Source organism: Allobosea sp. P1_A7 (assembly GCF_056406775.1).
This window is the reverse complement of sequence record NZ_JBFTZN010000075.1, coordinates 1-22251: the sequence shown is the minus strand read 5'-3', so window position 1 is coordinate 22251 and position 22251 is coordinate 1. Positions and strand designations below refer to the sequence as shown.

General features: G+C 66.4%; 19 protein-coding genes. 4 read left to right on the top strand and 15 right to left on the bottom strand.

Annotated features, from left to right (window positions below; genetic code table 11):
- Positions 1–508 (top strand): M24 family metallopeptidase (locus tag AC1D34_RS15185; protein WP_476824649.1); only part of this gene is annotated, 508 nt, incomplete at its 5' end.
- Between the two features lie 75 nt (positions 509–583).
- Here the strand turns inward: AC1D34_RS15185 and AC1D34_RS15180 are convergent.
- The 4 genes from AC1D34_RS15180 to AC1D34_RS15165 all read right to left on the bottom strand — a co-directional run bounded on the left by AC1D34_RS15180 (position 584) and on the right by AC1D34_RS15165 (position 3791).
- A complete protein-coding gene (locus tag AC1D34_RS15180; RefSeq protein ID WP_441489298.1) occupies positions 584–883 on the bottom strand; it encodes an AzlD family protein in 300 nt (99 codons plus the stop codon).
- Positions 880–1590 (bottom strand): AzlC family ABC transporter permease, encoded by a 711-nt coding sequence (locus AC1D34_RS15175; protein WP_476824648.1) that lies wholly within the window; start codon positions 1588–1590, stop codon positions 880–882. Before AC1D34_RS15175 ends, AC1D34_RS15180 begins: the two co-directional genes overlap by 4 nt.
- A gap of 12 nt (positions 1591–1602) precedes the next feature.
- The gene (locus AC1D34_RS15170; RefSeq protein WP_476824647.1) at positions 1603–2466 is read right to left on the bottom strand and encodes an AraC family ligand binding domain-containing protein; all 864 of its coding nucleotides are present in this window, start codon (positions 2464–2466) and stop codon (positions 1603–1605) included.
- An 83-nt stretch (positions 2467–2549) separates the two neighbouring features.
- Complete coding sequence (locus AC1D34_RS15165; protein ID WP_476824646.1) at positions 2550–3791, bottom strand: MFS transporter; 1242 nt, start codon at positions 3789–3791, stop codon at positions 2550–2552.
- A gap of 97 nt (positions 3792–3888) precedes the next feature.
- On the opposite strand from AC1D34_RS15165, the gene AC1D34_RS15160 reads away from it, so the two are divergent.
- The gene (locus tag AC1D34_RS15160) at positions 3889–4878 is read left to right on the top strand and encodes an AraC family transcriptional regulator (RefSeq protein WP_476824645.1); all 990 of its coding nucleotides are present in this window, start codon (positions 3889–3891) and stop codon (positions 4876–4878) included.
- Positions 4879–4953: 75 nt separating this feature from the next.
- Here AC1D34_RS15160 and ligA read toward each other — a convergent pair whose 3' ends face one another.
- Complete coding sequence (ligA, locus tag AC1D34_RS15155) at positions 4954–7101, bottom strand: NAD-dependent DNA ligase LigA (protein WP_476824644.1); 2148 nt, start codon at positions 7099–7101, stop codon at positions 4954–4956.
- Between the two features lie 227 nt (positions 7102–7328).
- Here ligA and AC1D34_RS15150 point away from each other — a divergent pair, with 227 nt between their 5' ends.
- A complete protein-coding gene (locus AC1D34_RS15150) occupies positions 7329–8129 on the top strand; it encodes a DUF2189 domain-containing protein (RefSeq protein WP_441489646.1) in 801 nt (266 codons plus the stop codon).
- A 149-nt stretch (positions 8130–8278) separates the two neighbouring features.
- Positions 8279–8584 carry a hypothetical protein gene (locus AC1D34_RS15145; protein WP_476824643.1) on the top strand — a complete coding sequence of 102 codons (306 nt, stop codon included), beginning with the start codon at positions 8279–8281 and terminating at the stop codon, positions 8582–8584.
- Between the two features lie 633 nt (positions 8585–9217).
- Here AC1D34_RS15145 and AC1D34_RS15140 read toward each other — a convergent pair.
- The 10 genes from AC1D34_RS15140 to AC1D34_RS15095 form a co-directional block, all read right to left on the bottom strand.
- Positions 9218–11302: a DEAD/DEAH box helicase gene (locus AC1D34_RS15140; protein WP_476824642.1), complete on the bottom strand. Its 2085-nt coding sequence runs from the start codon at positions 11300–11302 to the stop codon at positions 9218–9220.
- A gap of 155 nt (positions 11303–11457) precedes the next feature.
- The gene (gene recN, locus AC1D34_RS15135; protein WP_476824641.1) at positions 11458–13158 is read right to left on the bottom strand and encodes a DNA repair protein RecN; all 1701 of its coding nucleotides are present in this window, start codon (positions 13156–13158) and stop codon (positions 11458–11460) included.
- A gap of 66 nt (positions 13159–13224) precedes the next feature.
- Complete coding sequence (locus AC1D34_RS15130) at positions 13225–14127, bottom strand: outer membrane protein assembly factor BamD (protein ID WP_441505373.1); 903 nt, start codon at positions 14125–14127, stop codon at positions 13225–13227.
- A gap of 175 nt (positions 14128–14302) precedes the next feature.
- Positions 14303–15247, bottom strand: coding sequence for a UDP-3-O-acyl-N-acetylglucosamine deacetylase (gene lpxC / locus AC1D34_RS15125; protein ID WP_476824640.1), 945 nt, complete (start codon positions 15245–15247; stop codon positions 14303–14305).
- Positions 15248–15557: 310 nt separating this feature from the next.
- Positions 15558–17258, bottom strand: coding sequence for a cell division protein FtsZ (gene ftsZ / locus AC1D34_RS15120; protein WP_476824639.1), 1701 nt, complete (start codon positions 17256–17258; stop codon positions 15558–15560).
- Between the two features lie 105 nt (positions 17259–17363).
- Entirely contained in the window at positions 17364–18656 is a 1293-nt protein-coding gene (ftsA, locus tag AC1D34_RS15115) for a cell division protein FtsA (RefSeq protein WP_069879824.1), read from the bottom strand.
- Between the two features lie 29 nt (positions 18657–18685).
- Complete coding sequence (locus AC1D34_RS15110) at positions 18686–19648, bottom strand: cell division protein FtsQ/DivIB (protein ID WP_441489311.1); 963 nt, start codon at positions 19646–19648, stop codon at positions 18686–18688.
- Positions 19615–20529 (bottom strand): D-alanine--D-alanine ligase, encoded by a 915-nt coding sequence (locus AC1D34_RS15105; protein ID WP_441505337.1) that lies wholly within the window; start codon positions 20527–20529, stop codon positions 19615–19617. The genes AC1D34_RS15110 and AC1D34_RS15105 overlap by 34 nt, the downstream gene beginning before the upstream one ends.
- 278 nt (positions 20530–20807) lie before the next feature.
- Complete coding sequence (murB, locus tag AC1D34_RS15100) at positions 20808–21734, bottom strand: UDP-N-acetylmuramate dehydrogenase (protein WP_476824638.1); 927 nt, start codon at positions 21732–21734, stop codon at positions 20808–20810.
- The coding region (locus AC1D34_RS15095) for a glutamate ligase domain-containing protein (RefSeq protein WP_476824637.1) at positions 21731–22251 on the bottom strand (521 nt) is incomplete at its 5' end. The genes murB and AC1D34_RS15095, both read right to left, overlap by 4 nt.

Here is a 22251-nt window from a genome sequence, read left to right as displayed (position 1 = left end):
CTATACACGCGTGCTCAAGGGCCATCTGGCGATCTCGCGCGTGGTCTTCGTCAAAGGAACGTCGGGTGCGCAGCTCGACGCACTGGCCCGCCTGCCGCTCTGGCAGGCCGGTCTCGATTTCGATCACGGCACCGGCCACGGCGTCGGCAGCTATCTCTCGGTGCATGAAGGGCCGCAGCGGCTCTCCAAGCTCGGCACGACGCCGTTGGAGCCGGGCATGATCCTCTCCAACGAGCCCGGCTACTACAAGCAGGGCGAGTACGGCATCCGCATCGAGAACCTGATCGTGGTCGAGGAGCGGAAGATCCCCGGCGGCGACCGCACGATCTATGGTTTCGAGACCATCACCTGGTGCCCCTATGAACGGGCGCTGATCGAGCGCTCGCTGCTCGATGCCGGTGAGATCGCCTGGATCGACGCCTATCACGCGCAAGTCTGGGCCAAGCTCAGCCCGCAATTGGAGGGCGAAGCGAGGGCCTGGCTGGAAGCCGCCTGCAGGCCGCTATAGACGCCGACCACTGCAGTGACACCGCCGCCATCGCCGGGCTCGTCCCGACCATGACGGCGGCTTCAGGTCATGTCCTTAGATCACCATCCTCAGCCCGACCACGGCCAGCACCCCAACGGCAACGACAGCCAGCAGCGGCAGCCGCGTTGCAGCGAGTGCGGCGAGGAGTGCGGCTCCGGTCTCCGGCCAGCCGGTCGCCAGCGCACTCGGCGCGATGACCGCCACCAGCACGGCCGGCGGAATGGCGTCGAAGGCTGCCTGCGCGCGTGGCGACAGATCGAGCCGCCCCGCCAGCGCCAGTCCGGCGATCCGCGTCAGATAGGTGACGGCCGCCATGCCCAGGATGGCGATGAGATTCAGCGTGTCGAGTGTCACGACTTCACGCCCTCCGCAACCACGCCTGGCTCCGTCCCCGCAGCCAGCCAGGCGGCCAGCAGACCGCTCAGCGCCCCCGCCGCGACATGCCAGGGTGGCCCGACGAACTTGTAGGTCAGCGCCGATGCGATACCGGCAGCCGCCACCGTCCAGAACGTAACCCTGCCCTTCCAGAACGAGGCGACCAGCGCGATGAACAGCGCGGTGAAGGCAAAGTCGGCTCCGAGCCTGCGCGGGTCGCCTATTGCCGCACCGACCGTTGCGCCCACAGTCGTCGTCGTCAGCCAGCATGAGACGAAGGGCACGATCATGCCGAACCAGTAGGCCGGCGTGAGCTGCCGCACCCGGGCTCGCTTCTCCGCCAGCGCCCAGTTCTCGTCAGCCATGTAGTACAGGCCCGTCAGCTTCTGGGCCGTGCTGAAACGCCCAAGCTTTGGTGCAATCGACGCGCTCATCAGCACGTGGCGGGCATTGATCAGCAGGGTCGAGAAGATGATGGCGAAGACAGGCGCCGGGCTCGCCCAGAGTTCGACCGCAGCGAACTGGGCCCCGCCGGCAAAGACCAGCGCCCCCATGACGAAGACCTCCAGCGGCGAGAGGCCCTTGCCGGCCGCGAGCGCGCCAAAGAGCAGACCGATCGGGACCGCAGCCAGGGCGGCCGGCCAGATATCCCTGAAGCCCAGACGGGCGTCGTCGAGGATGGACATGCAAACAGCCCTTCAGGCCAGATGGGCAGCGCGGAAGGCGCCCGGAGTGACGCCCACCCGCGCCTTGAAGGCGCGAGTCAGATGCGCCTGGTCGCAAAAGCCGGTCGCCGCCGCAACGTCGCCGGGCATCTCGCCGCGGCGCAGGCGATCCCGCGCCCGGCGGACGCGGATGTCGACGAGATAGGCATGCGGCGTCAGGCCGGTCTCGCGACGGAAGGCACGGATCAGATGATGTCGTGGCAAGCCGCAACGCCGCGCCATTTCGGCCAGCGAAAGGTCCTCGTCATAGCGCTGCTCGAGCAGCGCACGGGCCTCGGCGATCGGCCCGCGCTCGCGCCCGACCGGACGCACCGAAAGATCGGCATGGCGCGCCAGGCAAAAGGCGTAGGCGCGCAAGAGCCCTTCTTCGCCCGCCAGGGCATCGCCGCTTTCCTCCAGCAGACGGTGCGCGGCAGAAAACAGCGCCGCAGCCTCCGGGTCGTGAACGCAGGGTTCGGCGAAGAACGGCGTGCCAAGCACCTCGAATCCGGTCAGCGAGGCCGCAACCTCCTGCATCAGTCCGACGGTCGGATAGGTCATCCGGTAGCGATAGCCGCCGGCATGCGGCAGGCCGTCATGGACATCGAGTGGATGGTTGAAAACCATGTCGCCGGCACGGGCATAAAGCCGCTGGCCCCGTGCATGCCAGATCTCGCAGCCCGCTTCGATCGTGCCGATCGCATAGGTCTCGTGCGCGTGCGGGGCATAGGAATGCGTTTGGAACTTCGCCGACAGGCATTCCAGCCCCGCAAAACGTGAGGCCGTGAAGATGCGGGCATGCTCCCCCGCCAGCAGCGGAGTGTCCAGCAGCGCTTCGCCTTGGCTGATCAATTCCATGCCGGCAGGATACAGCGAATACCGGCCCTGATGTCTTGAAGAAAAGTGATGGCGACGATCACGCGGACCGTCGCCATCCGATCTCAGCCGGCCATGGCCGGCGCCGCGCCGCTGGCAGCCGGTGGCTCGCGGCCCAGACCGAGGACGAGGGCAGCACCGAGCAGCGTCGCAGTGGCGAGATAGCCGACGGCGCCCAACGCGCCGAGATGGTCGACCAGCAATCCGCCGAAGATCGCCCCGCCCGCAATCGCGACCTGGAAGGCAGCGACGAGAAGGCCGCCCGCGGCTTCRGCCTGATCGGCAGCGACGCGCACCGTCCAGGTCTGGATGCCGACCGGCAGGAAGCCGAAGGCGAAGCCCCAGAGTGCAACTGCGAACCCCGACACGAGGGTCGAAGCCCCGAAGAGGAGCAGCGTGAGCGCCGCCAGGCCAATCGCGAGCGAGCCCAGCACGACGGCGGCTTTGACGCTGCGTGCGACCACGGCACCGCCGGCGAAATTGCCGAAGAAACCGCCGACGCCATAGGCTAGCAGAACCAGCGAGATCGCCTCGACCTTCAGAAGCGGCACCTGCTCCAGGAAGGGACGGACATAGGTAAATCCAGCGAAGTGCCCGGAGATGATCACCAGCACCGCGAACAGGACGAGCCGGATGCTCGGCCGCCCCAGGAGCTCGAAGAGAGTGCCGATGCTTGGCGCCGCCAGCGGCGGCAGCTTCGGCAACGTCAACACCTGGGCGAGCAGCGTCACCGCCCCGATGCCGGCCGAAATGACAAAGACGGCGCGCCAGCCGATCGCCTCACCGAGATAGGCGCCGATCGGCGCGGCGCTGACCGTCGCGACCGAGACGCCGGTGAAGATGATCGACATCGCCCGCGGCAGCAGCCTTGCCGGGACGAGCCGCATCGCGGTCGCCGCCGCCATCGACCAGAAGCCGCCGAGGCCGATGCCGAGCAGCAGGCGCGCGAACAGAAGCGTCGTCAGCCCTGTGGCGACCGCAGCCAGCAGGCTCGACACCACCAGCAGCGACGTCAGCGCCCACATCACGATGCGCCTGTCGATACTTTTCGTCGTAATCGCAGTCGCGACACCGGCGACCGCGCCGATGACGGCGGTCGCCGTTACGGCCTGCCCGGCCGCCCCGTCGCTGATGCCCAGGTCGGCAGCGATCGGCGTCAGCAGGCTTGCGGGCAGGAACTCGGCCGTGACCAGCCCGAACACGCCCATGGTGAGCGAGAAGATCGCCGGCCACGCCGCTTCGGTGCGTTCCTCGATCTCGGCAGGGATGAATTGCGGGTCYGCGGTAGCGGAAAGGGAATCGGACATGGCGGTCTCCAGGACGTCGGACCCGACAAGTAGAGATGACGATCTGGAGCTTCCATGTTAGGAAATCCGGAATGCTTGACCATTCGTCCAGAATTCCATGACCGATCCACTGACAGAAATGCTCCGGGGCCTGCGGCTGGAGGGCGTCGACTACGCTCGTTTCCAGATGACCGCCCCTTGGGGCCTGCTCTTTCCGGCGCAGCAGGCAGCGCGCTTCCACTTCGCCGCCGAGCGCGGCTGCTGGCTACGAACGCCGGAGAACGAATGGATCCGCCTCGATCAGGGGGATGCCGTGCTGCTGCCGCGCGGCGCCGAGCACGCCTTGGCGAGCGCGCCCGGCGCCTGCACCAAGCCGCTCGGACAATGCCAGCTCCAGACCGTCTGCGGCGATATCGCCGAGGCGCGCGGTGGCGGCGACGGCGAACAGACCATGTTCTTCAGCGGCAGCATGAGCTTCAATGTCGACGGCCTGCACCCGCTGTTGCGGATGATGCCGGAACTGATGCGGCTGCACGAGCTCGCCGCCAACGAACCGGGCATCCCGCCCCTGCTCACGACCATGGCCTGCGAGCTCGCGCTGGACCGGGTCGGTGCCGGCAGCATCCTCACCCGCCTGGCCGACGTCGTCGCCGCTGCGCTGATCCGCTCTTGGGTCGAGCGGGGTTGCGGAGATTCGACCGGCTGGGTCGCCGCGGCGCGCGATCCCGATATCGGGCGTGTCCTGGCCGCGATCCATCTCAATCCCAGCGAGGACTGGACCGTCGAGGCGCTTGCCGGGGTCATGCATGCCTCGCGCTCCGCTTTCGCCGAGCGCTTCGCCAGCGTCGTCGGCGAGACTCCCGCCCGTTATGTCGTGCAGGTCAGGATGCATCAGGCCCGGCAATGGCTCGTCCGCGACCGGATGAAGATCGCCATCGTCGCGCGCCGGCTCGGCTATGAATCGGAGGCTGCCTTCAGCCGTGCCTTCAAGCGCGTCATAGGCGCGCCGCCCAGCCATTTCCGGCTGACGGACGCGGAAGGGGGGCCGGCGTTCGATAGCAACCCGCGGCCAAGTTCTGCACCGCCGCAGCAATTCGGAGGCCCCTGAGCAAGCCACCCGCCAGTCCGAACCCGCGCCTGTGGCTCGCCCCGATCGGATCGCGCAACTCCGCTCCCGCTGGTGCTACCCGCCGACCAGCTCGAACCAGCCGGCCTCGTCGATCACCTTGACCCCGTGCTTCGCAGCGTCCTTGAGCTTCGAGCCGGCTCCAGGCCCGGCGACCAGCAGGTCGGTCTTCGACGAGACCGAACCCGCGACCTTGGCGCCCAGCCGCTCGGCCATGGCCTTGGCCTCGTCACGGGTCATCTGCTCCAGCGCGCCGGTAAAGACGACGATCTTGCCGGCGACCGGACTGGTCGAAGCGACCGCCTCCAGCGGTTGCGGAGTCACCTGCGCCAGCAGCCGGTCAAGCGTTTCCTGATTATGGGCCTCGGCGAAGAACTCGACCAGTGCCTCGACGACGGTCGGGCCGATGCCGTCGATGGCATCGAGCGCCTGCCGCTCGGGGGATTGCGGGTCAGCAGCGGTCGCTGCTTCGCGCAGGGCCTCGAATGATCCGTAATGCCGCGCCAGCAACCGCGCCGTTGTTTCACCGACATGGCGGATGCCAAGTCCGAAGACGAAGCGGTTGAGCGGTGGCGYGCGCCGGTCCTCGATCGCATCAAAGAGCTTCTTCACGCTTTGCGCGCCGAAGCCTTCCTTGTCCTTCAGCTTCTTGAGATTGGCAGCATCGCGGACCGCCAGCGTGTAGATATCGGCGGGTTCCCGCACCGGCAGGTCGGGGTCGGCATGGAAGAACTCGATCTGCTTGTCGCCGAGCCCGTCGATATCGAGCGCGTCGCGCGAGACGAAATGTTTCAGGCGCTCGACAGCTTGCGCCGAGCAGATGAGCCCCCCGGTACAGCGGCGCACCGCATCTTCCTTGCCAGTGCGCGGGTTGATTTCGCGCGTCGCATGGCTGCCGCAGACCGGACACAGCGTCGGGAAGACATAGGGCTGCGAATCACCCGGCCGTTTGCCGAGATCAACGGATTCGACGCGGGGGATCACGTCGCCGGCCCGCTTCACCGTCACCGTGTCGCCGACACGGATATCGGCGCCGTCGCGGATCGGCTGGCCCTTGGAATCGAAGCCCCGGATGTAATCCTCGTTATGCAGGGTCGCGTTGGTGACGACGACACCACCCACTGTGACCGGGCGCAGCCGCGCAACCGGGCTGAGCGCGCCGGTGCGCCCGACCTGGATGTCGATCGCCTCGAGAAGGGTGGTCGCCAGTTCCGCCGGGAATTTATGCGCGATCGCCCAACGCGGCGCACGCGCGACGAAGCCGAGCCGGGTCTGGAGCGCGAGATCGTCGACCTTGTAGACCACGCCGTCGATATCGTAACCCAGCGTCGCGCGCTGGGCCTCGATCGCGCGGTAATGCGCCAGGAGCTCGCTGACACGCTCGCAGCGGCGCATCAGCGGGTTGGTCTTGAAGCCCCAGCGTCGGAAGGCTTCGACCACGCCGAACTGGGTCGCGGCTGGCAGTTCCGAAATCTCGCCCCAGGCATAGGCAAAGAAACGAAGCGGTCGCGCGGCGGTTATCGAGACGTCGAGCTGGCGCAGCGATCCGGCTGCAGCATTGCGCGGATTGGCGAATTCGCGCTCGCCCTTCTCGCGCTGGCGATCATTGATGGCCGCAAAATCGGCATGGTCGAGATAGACCTCGCCGCGGACTTCCGCGACCTCCGGCACATCGTCCCCCGCGAGCGCGTGCGGGATCTCCGAGATGGTGCGGGCATTGAGCGTGACATCCTCACCCTCCTCCCCGTCGCCACGCGTGGCCGCGGAAACGAGTTCTCCCTTCTCGTATCGCAGCGACAGCGAGAGCCCGTCGATCTTGGGTTCGGCCGTGATGGCGAGCTCGGCATCGTCCTTGCGCCCGAGGAAGCTGCGGATACGCACGGCGAAATCCGCGACGTCCTCATCCGAGAACGCATTGGCGAGCGAGAGCATCGGCACGCGGTGGCGGATCTTGGCGAATTTCGAGGACGGCCTGGCGCCAACCTTGTCGCTGAGCGCCTCATTGCCCTTCAGTTCCGCGAACACCTCTTCCAGGGCAACCAGCCGCCGACGCTTCGCGTCATAGACGGAATCGTCGAGGATGGGCGCATCCTCCTGGAAATAGGCGCGGTCGGCCTCGGCGATCTCGGTGGCCAGCAGCTTATGCTCGGCGCGCGCCTGGCGGGGCGTGAGGTCTTCGACGGGTACGGGTTCGGCTTCGCTCATGACCGTTGTCTTAGGCGAGTTGCTGGAGTCGAGAAAGACCATCGCCTGCGCGCGTCTCACCATCGTGTTCGCACGGGCTTGCGACAAATTCCGTCATCAGGCGTATAATGGTGCTGCTGGAATTGGATGCTCGACGCCTTCGGCGACTTGACCCAAGGATCGCGTCAGGACCGCCATTGCGCACCGGGCCAGAACCGGGAGGACTGCCAATGGCCAATCTCGACAGCATGATCTCCAATGCTGACCGCAAGACGAATGCGCCTGCCAAGCCCGTCATTGAGCCGCGCGTGCGCACCATCACCACGGCCGATCTGCGTGACGCGCTCTGGCGCGGTTACGAGGACTTCATGGCCCAGCCGAGCCATCTCGTCTTCATCGCGTTGATCTATCCGATCGCGGGCGTCGTCATCGCTCAGCTCACCGTGAGCTACAACATCTTCCCATTGCTGTTCCCACTGCTGTCCGGCTTTGCCCTGCTCGGCCCCTTCGCGGCCATCGGCCTATACGAGATCAGCCGACGCCGGGAACGCGGCATGAACTCCTCATGGGCGCACGCCTTCGCGATCCTGAAATCCCGCTCGATCGGGACGATCCTAGCACTCGGAGCCTTGCTGACCGGGCTCTTCATCACCTGGCTGCTCTCCGCCTGGCTGATCTATCGCTGGCTTCTTGGCGGCATGCCGGTGACCTCGATCGGCGACTTCCTCGGCGACGTGCTGACGACACCGAACGGCTGGACCATGATCATCGTCGGTAACGCGCTCGGCGCGCTCTTCGCGATTGCCGCCTTTTCAATGACCGTGATCTCCTTTCCGTTGGTGCTCGACAAGCATGTCGATGTGGCAACGGCGATCCGCACCTCGGTTGCCGCGGTTGAGGCCAATCCGCGCGTCATGATGATCTGGGGCCTCATGGTCACCGGCCTGCTCATCCTAGGCTGCCTGCCGGTGCTGGTCGGCCTCGTCCTGGTCATGCCGATCCTCGGCCACGCCACCTGGCATCTCTATCGCAAGGTCGTGGAGAAATAGCCCGTCTTCCGCAACCGGGCCGGTTCGGCCCGGTTGCGCCGGGCCCCTCAGAAAATCTCCCGCAGCTTTGAACCTGTCTCGCGTCTCGCGCGACCAAAGGTCATGAGGCTGCATCCCGCGGCCTCGCACAGAGCCAAGGGAGAGATTTCATGACCGCCCGCACGATCCTCACCGGCCTTGCCACCGCCTTCGTTCTCGGCGCCGGCGCCCTCATCGGCAGCTCGCTGGCCACCGCCACCTTCGCGCAAGCCGCGCCTGCCTGGCACGGCCCTGGCCATCACGGCCATTTCGGCCACGGTTTTCATCATCCCCGCCCCTGGGGCTGGGGCCGCCCAGGCTGGGGATACCGCCCGGTCTACGCCAGCGCCTATTATGGCGGCTGCTACAAGGTGTTCCGTCGCGGTTTCGTTCCGGGCGTTGGCCCGGTCGTTCGCCCGGTCACCATCTGCCGATGAACGCAGATGAATTCGCCTGAAGAGGGTGTCGGAGCGATCCGGCTCCCTCTCAACGCTGCCCGGCGGCGATATCGCTTAGCAGCCCAGCCTACACGACCTTCGGGGTTCCATCGCGCCTGCCGCCAACACCGTTTGGGAACCTTTGCGCGCCGCACCGGTTCAGTTCTCGTCACAGCAGAATGGTGACGCTGAATCATGCGGGCGCCAGCAGCCCGATCAAAGCCGGGGGCTTCTCATGAACAACATCATTTACATCGTCGGCCTCGTGGTCGTTGTCCTCGCTATCCTGTCCTTCCTGGGCTTGCGCTGACCGCGGGCCCGAGGAGCGCCAAGTCGCGGCAAGTTGGCGAACGTTACGGACGTCCGCGCCGCTTTTCGGCGGGATCGCCCTCAGCATTTGGTCGCCGCCGGCTCAGGCCAAGTCCTGGCGGCAGCCGCACCCCTTGCCGTCGCGTCTCCGCTCGCGAGCGCTGCTTCCGCACGGCCTCGGCCGCGTAAATGACGCAGAGTTCCCTGCCAACTGCTCAAGATGGACTGGTCACCGAAACGCGAAACGCCCCCTCCCGGCCTGGGAGGGGGCGTTTCTGAATGATCCCGAGCCCTGTTGCCTGGGCTGGCGAACGACGTCCCTGATCAGCGATCGTCCCGACGCGGCTTCTTGCTCTTGAACGGCTTGCCGGCAGGCTTGCCGCGCTCACCGCCTGCAAATCCGGCGTCCGGCTTGCCATGGCCGAAGCTCTTACCGCCATGGCTGGGCTTGGCGGAAAAGGGCTTGGCGCCGGCAAAGGGCTTGCCCTTGGCGAAGGGCTTGTCCGAAGGACCTGACTTCTTCTCGAAGGGCCGCTCGCTGGGGCGCAGCACAGCGTTCTCGTCATAGACGGGCTCGCGATCGCGCCGGACGGGGTCATAAGGCTTGCCGCCATGCGCCTTGGCGCCGAAGGGCTTGCCCTTGCCTTCGTAAGGCTTCTTTTTGCCAGGGAATGGCGCGCTCGCCCGTTCATCATCGGCCCGCGGCGCACGCGTATGGGATGCCTTCTCCGCGAAGGGTTTGGCCGGGCGCCGCTCGGCTTCGCCGGTCACGGGCTCGATCACGATCTTGTCCCGGTCGGTCGCGCTCGCCAGCGACGCGAAGCGTTCCGCGACATCGGCATCGATCTCGACCTTGGTTTCCGTGTCGAAGATGCGGATGGCGCCGACCTCGTCACGGGTGATCTTGCCACGACGGCAGAGCATCGGCAGCAACTGCCTGGGATCGGCGCCGTCACGGCGGCCGATATTCAGGCGGAACCAGACCGTATCGCCACGCGGCCCGGCCTTGTGCGGCCTCTCCCCCTGCTCGCGGTCACGCTCGCGCGGACGGGCGTAATCCTCGGTGCTGCGCACCGGCCTGCGCTCGTCGCGCCCGAAACCGGGATCACCGACCTCCTCCGCCGCCGGCAGGCGCGAACGATAGACCCTGACCAGGGCGGCCGCGATCTCCTGCGCCGAGCGACCGGCAAGCAGGGCCTCGACCATGCCGGCATCATCCTCGCTTGCCTCGCCGGTAAGCAGCGGATCCTGCAGCAGCCGCTCCTGATCGAGCGCGCGGATTTCCTCCTGCGTCGGGGCACCGGCCCAGACGGCTTCGACCTTGGCCTCGGAGAGCAGCATGTCGGCCTTGCGGCGCCGAGAGGGCGGCACCAGCAGGACGCTGGTCCCCTTCTTGCCCGCACGGCCCGTCCGGCCGCTGCGGTGCTGCATGACCTCTGGATCGTTCGGCAGCTCGGCGTGGATGACCAAGGTCAGGCCCGGCAGGTCGATGCCGCGCGCAGCCACGTCGGTTGCGACGCAGACGCGGGCGCGCCCGTCGCGCAGGGCCTGCAGCGCCGAATTGCGCTCGCTCTGGCTGAGCTCGCCTGAGAGCGCCACGGCCGAAAAGCCGCGCTCCAGCAGGATCGCCTCGAGATGGCGGACCGCATTGCGGGTGTTGCAGAAGACCAGCGCGCAGGGCGAATCGTGGAAGCGCAGCAGGTTGACGACAGCGAGCTCGGCTTCCTTCGGGAAGACACGGATCGCGCGATACTCGATGTCGGCATGCCCGGTTGCCGAGCCGGCCACCTCGATGCGCAGGGCATCGCGTTGATAGCTCCTCGCCAGCGCGATGATCGCCTTGGGCAAGGTCGCGGAGAAGAGCAGGCTGCGGCGTTCCGCTGGGGTCGTCTTCAGAATGAACTCGAGATCGTCGCGGAAACCGAGATCGAGCATCTCGTCGGCCTCGTCGAGGACGACGGCTCGGAGCGCCGAGACATCGAGCCTGTGCCGCTCGATGTGATCACGCAGGCGGCCGGGTGTGCCGACGACGATATGTGCGCCCTCGTCCAGCAAGGCGGCCTCGCGGCGCGGATCCATGCCGCCGACACAGGAGATCACCCGGGCGCCGGCATGCTTGTAGAGCCAGGCGAGCTCGCGCTGGACCTGCAATGCCAGTTCGCGGGTCGGCGCGATGATCAGCGCCAGGGGCTGCCCGGCACGGCCCAGGACCTCGGCGCCCTCCAGCAGGGTCTCGCCGATGGCGAGCCCATAGGCGACGGTCTTGCCGGAGCCCGTCTGTGACGAGACCAGAAGGTCGCGTCCGGCCGCCGCCTCTTCCAGAACGGCGTTCTGGACGGGCGTCGGATCATTGTAGTTGCGTTCGGCGAGCGCACGCGCGAGCGGCGGGCTCGTGGGAAGGAATGCCATCGTTAATCGGCCTTGAGTTCATGCGCGCGGCGTGATGCGGCGCGGGAGATCGTGAGGCAGGCATCGCGGCGCGTGAAACGCAGCCATAACACCATAAGCCAGTCTGTGCCGCTCTTAGAGCAGAATTCGCAGAAAGGGAATGCAGATCGCTGTGGTCAGGCGCGCGCCGCCGCGCCATGCAGGCCAGCAGCCTCAAGGAGACGGGCGGCGGCAGCCCTCGCCTCCTCGGTGATGCTGGCACCGGCAAGCATGCGAGCGATCTCCTCGCGCCGTGTCCGGTCCTCGAGCGGCGTCACGCGCGTCACGGTGCGAGAGGCCGCGTCATTGTCCAGCGCCGATTTGGCGATCAGGAAATGACGTCCAGCCTTGGCCGCAACCTGCGGCGCATGCGTCACCGAGATGACCTGCACCTGTCGCGCCAGACGCGCCAGACGCTCCCCGATCGCATCCGCGACCGCGCCCCCGACTCCGCTATCGATTTCGTCGAAGACAAGGGTCGGCGCCGACCCGCGCTCGGCAAGCACGACCTTCAGGGCAAGCATGAAGCGCGAGAGCTCGCCCCCGGACGCAACCTTCATCATCGGGCCGGGCCGCGTGCCGGGATTGGTTTCGACCCAGAATTCGACGCGGTCGAACCCTTCCGGACCACGCGCATCCTCGTCGCGATCGATATGGGTGATAAATCGCGCACGCTCGAGCTTCAGCGGCGGCAGTTCTGCCTTGACCGCAGTGTCGAGACGCAGCGCAGCCTCGCCGCGGGCAGCGGAGAGCGCCCGCGCCCTGGCGAGATAATCGGCTTCCGCCCGAGCGAGCTCCGCTTCGAGCCGGGCCAAGGAGCTCTCGCTCTCATCGAGATCGGCAAGGTCGGCACTCATCCGGGCCGCAAGATCGGCAAGTGCCTCGACGGGAACGTCGAACTTTCGGCCCGCTGCCCGCAAGGCGAACAGCCGTTCCTCGACCCGCTCCTGCTCGCGCGGATCGTACTCCGCCGCACGCATGGCCGCCGCGAGCGCTTCGCCCGCTTCTTCCAGCGCCACGATCGCGGTGTTGAGCGCCGCCATCGAGGGATCGACGAGTTCTGGTGCCTGCGCAGCCCGCCGCTCCAGCCGGCGGAGCACCGCCGCAAGCGAGGGGACAGGGGAAGCCTGGCCACCGACGGCCTCATAGGCATCGGAAAGATCCCGCGCCACCTTTTCCGCCTGCATCATGCCCTGGCGCCGGCTGGCCAGTGCATCTTCCTCGCCCGGTTCCGGCGCAAGCTTGCCAAGTTCGGCCACCGCGTGACGCAGGAAATCGGCCTCCTTGCGTGCGGCCTCGACACGGATGCGCTGCGTCTGCAGCGCCTGTCGCGCGCGCTTCAGCACATCGCTGGCCGTCGCCGTGATCTCGGCCTGTCCTTCGAGGCCGGCAAAACCGTCAAGTATGGCGMGGTGCTGGGCCGCATCGGTCAGGGCCCGGTCATCATGCTGACCATGGATCTCGACAATGGCGCTGCCGATCAGTCGCAGGATCTGGACGCTGACCGGCTGGTCATTGACGAAGGCGCGTGTCCGGCCATCCGCATATTGCACGCGTCGCAGGATCAGATCACCGTCTGTGTCGATCTCCTGGGCCTGCGCCAGCTTGCGAGCCGGATGGGCGAGCGGCAGGTCGAAGACGGCACTGACCTGACCTTGCGTCTCGCCATGGCGCACGAGCCCGCCGTCGCCGCGACCACCGAGCGCCAGCGCAAAGCCGTCGAGCAGGATCGACTTGCCTGCACCGGTCTCACCGGTCAGCACGCTCAGCCCGGCGCCAAACGCCAGATCGAGCCGGTCGATCAGGACAATGTCGCGGATCGAAAGCTGCGCCAGCATGACGCTCAGCGCGTGTTTGAAGGGAGTGGCATGCGGTCCGTCACCCGGCCGTGCACCTGCCCGGCCTCAGCGGACGAGGCCGACGACCGAACGGGTGAAGCCGTTGAACAACCGGCTGATATAGGAGCCGCGATCCTCGCGGGGCTCGAGGCCGCCACTCTGAAGCAAGGTATAGGCGTCCTTGTACCAGGGGCTGTCGGGGAAGTTATGCCCGAGCACGGCAGCGGCAGTCTGCGCCTCATTGGTGATGCCCATCGCCATATAGGCCTCGGTCAGGCGCATCAGCGCCTCCTCGACATGGCGCGTGGTCTGGTATTTGGTGATGACGTCGCGGAAGCGGTTCACGGCACCGGTATAGTTGCGCTTCTCGAGATAGTAGCGCCCGACATTCATCTCCTTGCCCGCGAGCTGATCGCGCGCAACCAGCATCTTCTCGCGGGTGTCGATCACATACTCGGACTTCGGATAGCGATCGAGCAGCTCCTGCATCGCGGCAAGCGCGCGCTCGGTGCGCTCCTGGTCGCGCGTCGCGTCCGGGATCTGGTTATAATAGGACATCGCCATGATGTACTGCGCATAGGCAGCATCGGGGCTGGCGGGGTTCTGCGCCAGAAAGCGCTTGGACGCCGTGATCGCGTCCTCGTACTTGGCTGCCTGGAAATTCGTATAGGCAACCATGATCAAGCCCTTTTTCGCGTAGGGCGAGAACGGCGCTTGCTTGTCGATCTCTTCGAACTTCTTGACCGCGCCTTCGCTGTCGCCGTTCTGAGAGCGAGCCAGCCCTTCGTTATAGAGCTTGTCGGCCGGCACATCCGCGATGATTTCCGGCTTGTAGACCTCAGGCTTGTCGAACGGATTGAGCGACGACATCGTGTCGCAGCCGCCGAGCAGCAAGGCGGCGCCGAGCGTCAGGGCAACGCCCATCCGCATCGGTCGGGCGCTTTGGGAAGTCGGGTTATTCAGCCGCATGACGCTCACGTCGTCCGTCCTCTTTCGCTCGTCACCGCAAGATGGCGAAGGATGCCTTTACCTCAGACGCAGCGCTCACGCTACCGGGGAAAGGCAGGTTACGAACATGCGGGGCCCATGCTGCATTCGATAAAAAGCAGGCGAATGCAAGGCGCGCGCGAAACTGTTCGACTGCTCAGTGCAGATCGGGCGCGAAGGCCGCGGGGGCCGCAACGGCCATCTGCACGGCACGGTGCGCATAGACCGGCTCGGCCTCGACGATCGCGTAATTCGCGCGATCCGCGAACAAGGCTTCCAGAACGGTCACATTCATGCGGTGACCGCCGCAATAGGAGCGAAACTCGCCGAGAATCGGATAGCCGGCCAGCGCCAGATCGCCAACCGCGTCCAGCACCTTGTGGCGCACGAACTCGTCCGCGTAGCGCAGGCCTTCCGGGTTGACCACCTTGTCGTCGCCGATCGCGACGGTGTTATCGAGCGAGGCGCCGAGCGCGAAACCCGCCTTCCAGAGCTGCTCGACTTCGCGCATGAAACCGAAGGTGCGGGCACGCGAAATCTCGCGGGCATAGGCGACCGGCTCGAGGTCGAAGATCTTGCGCTGACGGCCGATCGCCGGGGTGTCAAAATCGATCTCGACATCAAGGCGGAAGCCGCTGTCGAACGGCGCGAGCTCGGCGAAGCCGCGCCCCTTCTCGACGCGGACCGGCTGCAGGACCTTGAGATAACGGCGGTTCGCACCAAGCGTGACGATGCCGGCATCTTCGATCGCCGTGACGAACTCCGCCGCGCTGCCGTCCATGATCGGCATTTCGGGGCCGTCGATCTCGATCAGGACATTGTCGAGCCCAAGGCCGGCGCAGGCCGACATCAGGTGCTCGATGGTCGCGACGGAGGCGACACCGCGATCGCCGATCACGGTGCAGAGCTCAGCAGCGCTCACCTTGTTGTAGCGGGCATGGATCAGGTGCGAGGGGCCGCCCTCGGACTCCTTGCGGAGGAAGACGATGCCGGAGTTCGCGTTGGAAGGCTTGAGGCAGATTCCGGCGGGAGCTCCGGAATGGACACCGATTCCCTTCAAGGACAYGGGAGCGCGGAGTGTGGTCTGCCGATCAAAATTCATTCCGGTATCCAATCTCGAACGCTAACGATCTCGGCTGCACAACGCTACGGGCTGCCTGACGGTCGTCTGCGGTCCTTAAGTTGGGCGGCTCCTGGCGGTTGCCGGTGCCGTCATCCCCCTTTGGGGCAAGCGCAACATACGCCTTAGGTGGATGCCGACAAAATCACGCTTTCTTTCGCTCTGTAACAAGCGAACTCAATCAGAAAAAAATAACCATCCCATTGAAGTATATGGTTTTTCAAACGTAAACAGAGCCCGGAGCGAGGGTTCGCTCCGGGCTCTGTTACAACTGTCGCAGGCGCTGTGGCGCTCAGTTCGCCTGGCGGCGCAGGAACGCGGGAATCTCCAGCTGATCCTCTTCGCTGCTGCGATTCGGCGCAGCACGGCCAAGCTGGTCGAGCTGGCCTTGCGCCGGGCGCGAGGCCGGCAGAGCCGGACGGCGCATGTATTCGGCATGGGCAGCGCTGGGCGCGGGAGCGGCGGGCTGCATCGGCGGCGGCGCGTGGCGCACCGGGGCCTGCGGCTGGGCCTCGTCCTCATCCTTGCGACCGAAACCAACCGAGGCGAGGCGCTGCATCAGCGACATGCGCTTCTGGTCGGCCTGGGCCGGAGGCTGCGGAACAGACTGCGCACCGCGGCTCGCAGCGATCTGGTTCTGCGCCGGCATCGGCAGGTCCTCGATCCGCGGCATCCGCGTCGGGCGGACGACCGCACGCTCTGGGGCCGGGGCGATGAAGCTGTCCTCGTGACGCATCATCGGCTCTTCATGCATCATCGGCTGGCTCACCGGAGCGGTCGCGATCACCGGACGCGGCTGCACCGGTTCGATGCGGATGTCTTCCGCAACGCTCGGCTGCACCGGAGCCGCCTGGCGCACGGTCTCGACATTCACAGGCGCACGCATCTCCAGCATCGGCTCGGCATGAATCGGAGCCGCGGCGCGCGGTGCAGCTGCGGTGTTGCGCAGACGCGCTTCGGCCTTCAGACGCTCGGCAACCTGGGCGATACGGGCTTCGGTATCATCCATTTCAGCCTGGGTGCTGATCGGCTTGTCGATGCCGGTGGCCACGACGGAGACGCGCACGACGCCCTCGAGCGATTCGTCGAATGTCGCGCCAACGATGATATTGGCCTCTGAATCAACCTCTTCGCGGATGCGGGTGGCAGCTTCGTCGACCTCATAGAGCTTCATGTCGCGCCCGCCGGTGATCGAGATCAGCAGGCCACGCGCGCCCTTCATCGAGACATCGTCGAGCAGCGGATTGTTGATCGCAGCCTGGGCCGCGGTCAGCGCACGCTTCTCGCCCTGCGCCTCGCCGGTGCCCATCATCGCCTTGCCCATGCCGCGCATCACGGCGCGAACGTCGGCGAAGTCGAGATTGATCAGGCCGGGGCGGACCATCAGGTCGGTGATGCAGGCGACGCCGGAATAGAGCACCTGGTCGGCCATGCCGAAGGCATCGGCGAAGCCGGTGGTCTCGTTGGCGACGCGGAACAGGTTCTGGTTCGGGATGACGATCAGCGTATCGACCGCCTCGTTCAGCTCCGAGATGCCAGCCTCCGCCATGCGCATGCGGCGGTGGCCCTCGAACTGGAACGGCTTCGTGACGACGCCAACAGTCAGTATACCCATGTCGCGGGCGACGCGGGCGATCGCAGGGGCCGCACCGGTGCCGGTGCCGCCGCCCATGCCGGCGGTGATGAAGACCATGTGTGCGCCGGCAAGGTGATCACGGATCTCGTCGATCACCTCTTCCGCCGCCGCACGCCCGACTTCCGGCTGCGAGCCGGCGCCGAGGCCTTCGGTGACCTGCAGGCCCATCTGCACGATGCGCGAAGCACGCGAGAGCGCCAGAGCCTGCGCATCGGTATTGGCAACGACGAAATCGACCCCATCGAGGCCGGCTTCGATCATGTTGTTGACCGCGTTGCCGCCGGCTCCGCCGACACCGAACACGGTGATCCGGGGCTTTAGCTCCCGGATGTCAGGGGCTTGCAGATTCATCGCCATGGTTGCCTCTTTCGATTTCTTGTCCGGCGCCTGGCGGGAGCCGTCCCGATTGCTACGATTTTACTCTTGGGTCGGAACGGCGCCGCGCCGCCCGGCCCGATACCCTTAGAAACTGTCTTTCAGCCAACGCCCGACACGCGAGAAATACCCGTCCGTCCCCGTCGCGAAGTAAGCGCCGCTCGCGCGAGGCTCGAAATGTTCGACATGGGCGACCTGCGGGTAGACCAGCAGGCCGACCGCGGTCGCAAAGGCTGGTCCCTTGCCAGCCTCCGGCAAGCCCTTGATCCCGAGCGGCCGGCCGGTGCGGACCTGGCCGCCGAGCAGCCGGCGCGCCGTCTCCGGCAGACCAGTCAACTGGCAGGCACCGCCCGTCAGCACGACGCGGCGGCCGGCCTGGGCCGAAAAGCCGGCAGCGTTGAGCCGGTCGCGCACGAGCTCGAGGATTTCCTCGACCCGCGGCTTGATGATGCGGATCAGATGCGATTTCGCCAGATGGTTCGGGGTGTCGCGCTCGTCATCGTCGACCTGCGGCACTGAGATCATGTCGCGTTCGTCCGAAGCGCTGGAGATCGCCGATCCGTGCAGCGTCTTCAGCCGCTCGGCGGCCGAGACACGGGTCGACAACCCACGCGCCACGTCCATGGTGATGTGATTGCCACCGACCGCAATGGCGTCGGCATGGACCAGATGGCCGCCCGAGAAAACACCGAGGCTGGTGGTGCCGCCGCCCAGGTCGACGACGACGACGCCCATTTCGGCCTCGTCGTCGACGAGAACAGAGAGACCGGAAGCATAGGGAGACGCGACGACCGCCTCGACCTCGAGATGGCAACGCTCGACCGCCAGCATGACGTTGCGGGCAGCAGCCGCCTCGCTGGCGACGACATGCATGTCGACGGAGAGCTTGCCKCCGACGAGGCCGCGCGGATCAAGCACGCCCGGCACGCCGTCGAGCGCATATCCGGTCGGCAATGCGTGCATCACCGCCTTGCCGGGCTTGATCGCATGAGTCGCGGCGACCGCGAGAACCCGCTTCACATCGGAATCGCTGACCGAGCCGCTGCGCAGGTCGACGCTGGCGGCATAATGCTGCGAGCCGATGCGCCCACCGGTCAGGTTGACGATGACGGACTGGACCTCGACCTTGGCCATGCGCTCGGCCGCATCGACAGCGGCCCGGATCGCACGTTCGGCGTTCTCGAGATCGATGATGGCGCCGCCCTTCACGCCAAGCGAACGCTGATGGCCGATGCCGATGATGCGTGCGACATGGGTGCGCCCGCGCAGACGCTCGTTCGCCTCGGCCGGGTTCAACTCGGCGATCAGGCAGACCACCTTGCTCGTTCCGACGTCCAGAATCGACAAGGTCGCGCTCTTGCGCGACGAAAGCGGACGCATCCGTGGTGTCAGGCCCTGAGAGGTGAAGTTCACGCCTCGCCTCCCTTCTTCTTGGTCTTGCTCTTGAGCTGCTCGGCGCGGGTCGCCGCCCCCTCTTCCGTCAACCGCATCACCACCCGATCGGGCTGGCGCAGGTCGATGGCGAGCAGGTCCTTGTCCAGCAGCCTGAAATCCGTTTCGAGGCCGGCGAGACGTTTGACGGCCTCCCCCGGCGCGATCTCCGGCAGACGGATATCCATGCCGTTGTCGAGCTTGAGGTTCCAGCGCCGGCCGGCAATCAGGCTGGCTGCACGGATGCGCGGCGCCAACGGTCCAGCGTCGGCGAGCAGCGCGACGTACTCGCGGGCGCGGGTGTTGGCGTCGGGGCCGACGACGAGCGGCAGATGGGCGAAGCGGCCATCATCCATCTTGTCGATGACCGTGCCATCGGCTGCGATCAGGAAAAGGTCGCCCTTCACCTGCCAGAGGGCGAAGGGTTCACGCTCCGTCAGCGTGATCGCGATCTCGCTGGGATAGAGCTTGCGAACCGTCGCCTGGCGAATCAGCGGCGTCGCCTCGAGGCGACGGCGCGCCTCGTCCGCATCGAAGAAGGCGACCGAGGTCTTCGAATCGATTCCTGCAGCGATCAGGACCTCGATCTCGGACAGCTCCGAGATTCCAGAGATCGTCACCCTGTCGACGCCGAGCCCGACCAGGCGCGCCAGCATATGGCGCGGCTCGCCGTAGTTCTCCTGCATCGTTTCGACATGTCCGCCCTGCACGAAGCCTGTCCCGATACTCAATCCAAGAAACCCAAGAGCCAGCCAGGTCCCGATCCGCTGCGGCAGGCGCTGCCACAGCGGGAGGGCCACCGCACTGCGCCGCGACGACCGGAACCAGCGACGCGAACGCTCGCCGACCAGAAGTTGCGGCCCTGCGGCCGGCATCGATGAACGTCGGGCAGGCACCGCCGCCGCTTTCATCGATCGAGGGAGGCGTCCTCCACCATCCATTTGACGAGCTCACCGAAGTTCAGGCCCGCGTGGGCAGCCAACTCGGGCACCAGGCTGGTTTCGGTCATCCCGGGCTGCGTATTGACCTCCAGCCAGACGAGAGTGTCGGTCTCGTCGTCGTAGCGGAAGTCAGAACGGCTGACGCCCCGGCACCCGATTGCTTGATGCGCCGTTAACGCACACTCTTCGATCTGCTGGTAAATTTTTGGTAAAATTTGAGCCGGGCAGATGTGGATCGAACCACCTTTCGTGTATTTCGCATCGTAGTCGTAGAACTCGCCCGTCGCGGCCCGGATCTCGGTCACACCAAGGGATTTGTCGCCCATGATCGCGCAGGTCAGCTCCCGCCCGGCGACGAAGCTCTCGGCCAGCAACATGTCCCCGCACGGCCAGTCCTCCCGCGCCACTTCCTGCGGAGGATGTTCGCGCCCCTTTTTCACGATGATGACCCCGACCGAGGACCCCTCATTGACGGGTTTGAGCACATAGGGCGGCGGCAGAGGGTGCGTCTTGGCGGCCTCGAAGCGCGACAGGGTAACGCCGCGCGCGACCGGAACCCCGGCAGCCGCAACGACCGTCTTCGCCCTGTCCTTGCGCAGTGCGAGCGCCGAGGCGAGCACTCCGGAATGGGTGTAGGGAATGCGCAGAATCTCGAGCAGGCCCTGGATGGTGCCGTCCTCGCCAAAGCGGCCATGAAGCGCGTTGAAGGCGACGTCCGGGCGCAGCCGATCCAGCACATCGGCAATATCGCGCTGCACATCGATTCGCGTCACGCGGTAGCCGACGCTCTCCAAGGCCCTCGCGCAGCCGTCGCCGGTATTGAGGCTGACCTCCCGCTCGACGGACCATCCGCCCATCAAGACTGCGACGTGTTTGGTCATTGAATCGCTACTCCGCTTCCCCGAGACCCTCGGGGGAGCATGGTTAACGACGCGTTAACGCAGCGGCGGCGAGGCGATCGAAACATCGCCTCCCACGACACATCCTGCGGCGAGGCGCAGTCCGGGCGAAGGCGCGGACTGCGTTACACACTCCCCCGATCGCACTCGGGCAGGCCGACACATGGCTGACCGGTCAGTGGTTTCGCGGGGCCGCCCCATGGCGACGTCTTGATCGCGCGACCACGCCGGGTGCTGGCGACCATTCGTTTCCCAGCGGCCTATACCGCGACGCCGAGCCGCTTGATCTCCCAGTGCAGCTCGAAGCCCGACGTCTCCTTGACCCGGCGGCGAACCTCCTCGCCCAGACCTTCGATATCGGCGGCCGTCGCGCCGCCGGCATTGATCAGGAAGTTGCAATGCATCTTGGAGACCTGGGCACCGCCGACCCGCAATCCGCGGCAGCCGGCAGCGTCGATCAGTTGCCAGGCCTTGCCGCCGGGCGGGTTCTTGAAGGTCGAGCCACCGGTGCGCTCCTTGATCGGTTGAGCGGCCTCGCGAGCCGCCGTTACCCGGTCCATCTCCGCAAAGATCGCAGCCTGATCGCCTGGCCGCCCCTGGAACAGGGCCGACGTGAAGACGATGTCCATCGTCGCTGCCGCGCTATTGCGGTAGGTGAAGCCCATCTCCGCATGGGAGAGCGTGACGATCTCGCCCTTGCGGGTCACGCCACGCGCCGAGACGAGCACATCGGTGGTCTCGCCGCCGTGAGCACCGGCATTCATTCGCAGCGCGCCGCCGATGCAACCGGGGATGCCGCGATAGAAGGCGAGGCCGTCGAGCGAGGCATCGGCGGCTGCCCGCGCCACCTTGACGTCCGGCACCGCCGTGCCACTGCGCAACCGGTTGCCGTCTTCGAGCGAGATCTCGCCGAACGCCTTGCCGCCGAGTCGAATGACGACGCCGGGAATGCCACCGTCGCGCACGATCAGGTTCGAGCCGAGCCCGACGACCGTGACAGGAATCTCGGCCGGAAGCCTGGACAACAGATAGGCCAGGTCCTGCTCGTCAGCCGGCGTGAACAGCACCTGCGCCGGGCCACCGACGCGGAACCAGGTCAGCCCTGCCATTTCCTGGTTGGCCAGGAGACGGCCGCGCAATTCGGGCGCGGCCGCGCGAAGGTCGGGGGTGATGTCGGGGAAGCTCACTGCTTGCCACCCAGCCCGGCGAGTTCGCCCGGCAGCGCATAGGCCCATTGCGTGATGTTGCCGGCGCCCAGCAGCACGACATAGTCGCCCGGCCCCGCGAACTCCGCCACCATGCCCGCGAGTTTCTCGGGAGCCTCCAGGGCCAGCGCATGGCGGTGGCCGCGCGCCTTGATGCCCGAGACGAGGCTATCCCGGTCGGCACCGGGAATCGGCGCCTCGCCGGCGGCGTAGGTGTCGGCGACGATCACCGTATCGGCATCGTTGAAGCAAGCCGCAAAATCGTCGAACAGACTGGAAAGGCGCGTATAGCGATGCGGCTGCACCACGGCGATGACCTTGCTCCTGGTCGAGGCGCGCGCCGCCTTGAGCACGGCGGCGATCTCCACGGGATGGTGGCCGTAGTCGTCGAAGATCAGCGCGCCGTTCCACTCGCCGGTCTTGGTGAAGCGGCGCTTGACGCCGCCGAAACCGGCAAGGGCCTCGCGGATCTTCTCGACCGGAATGCCAAGGTCATAGG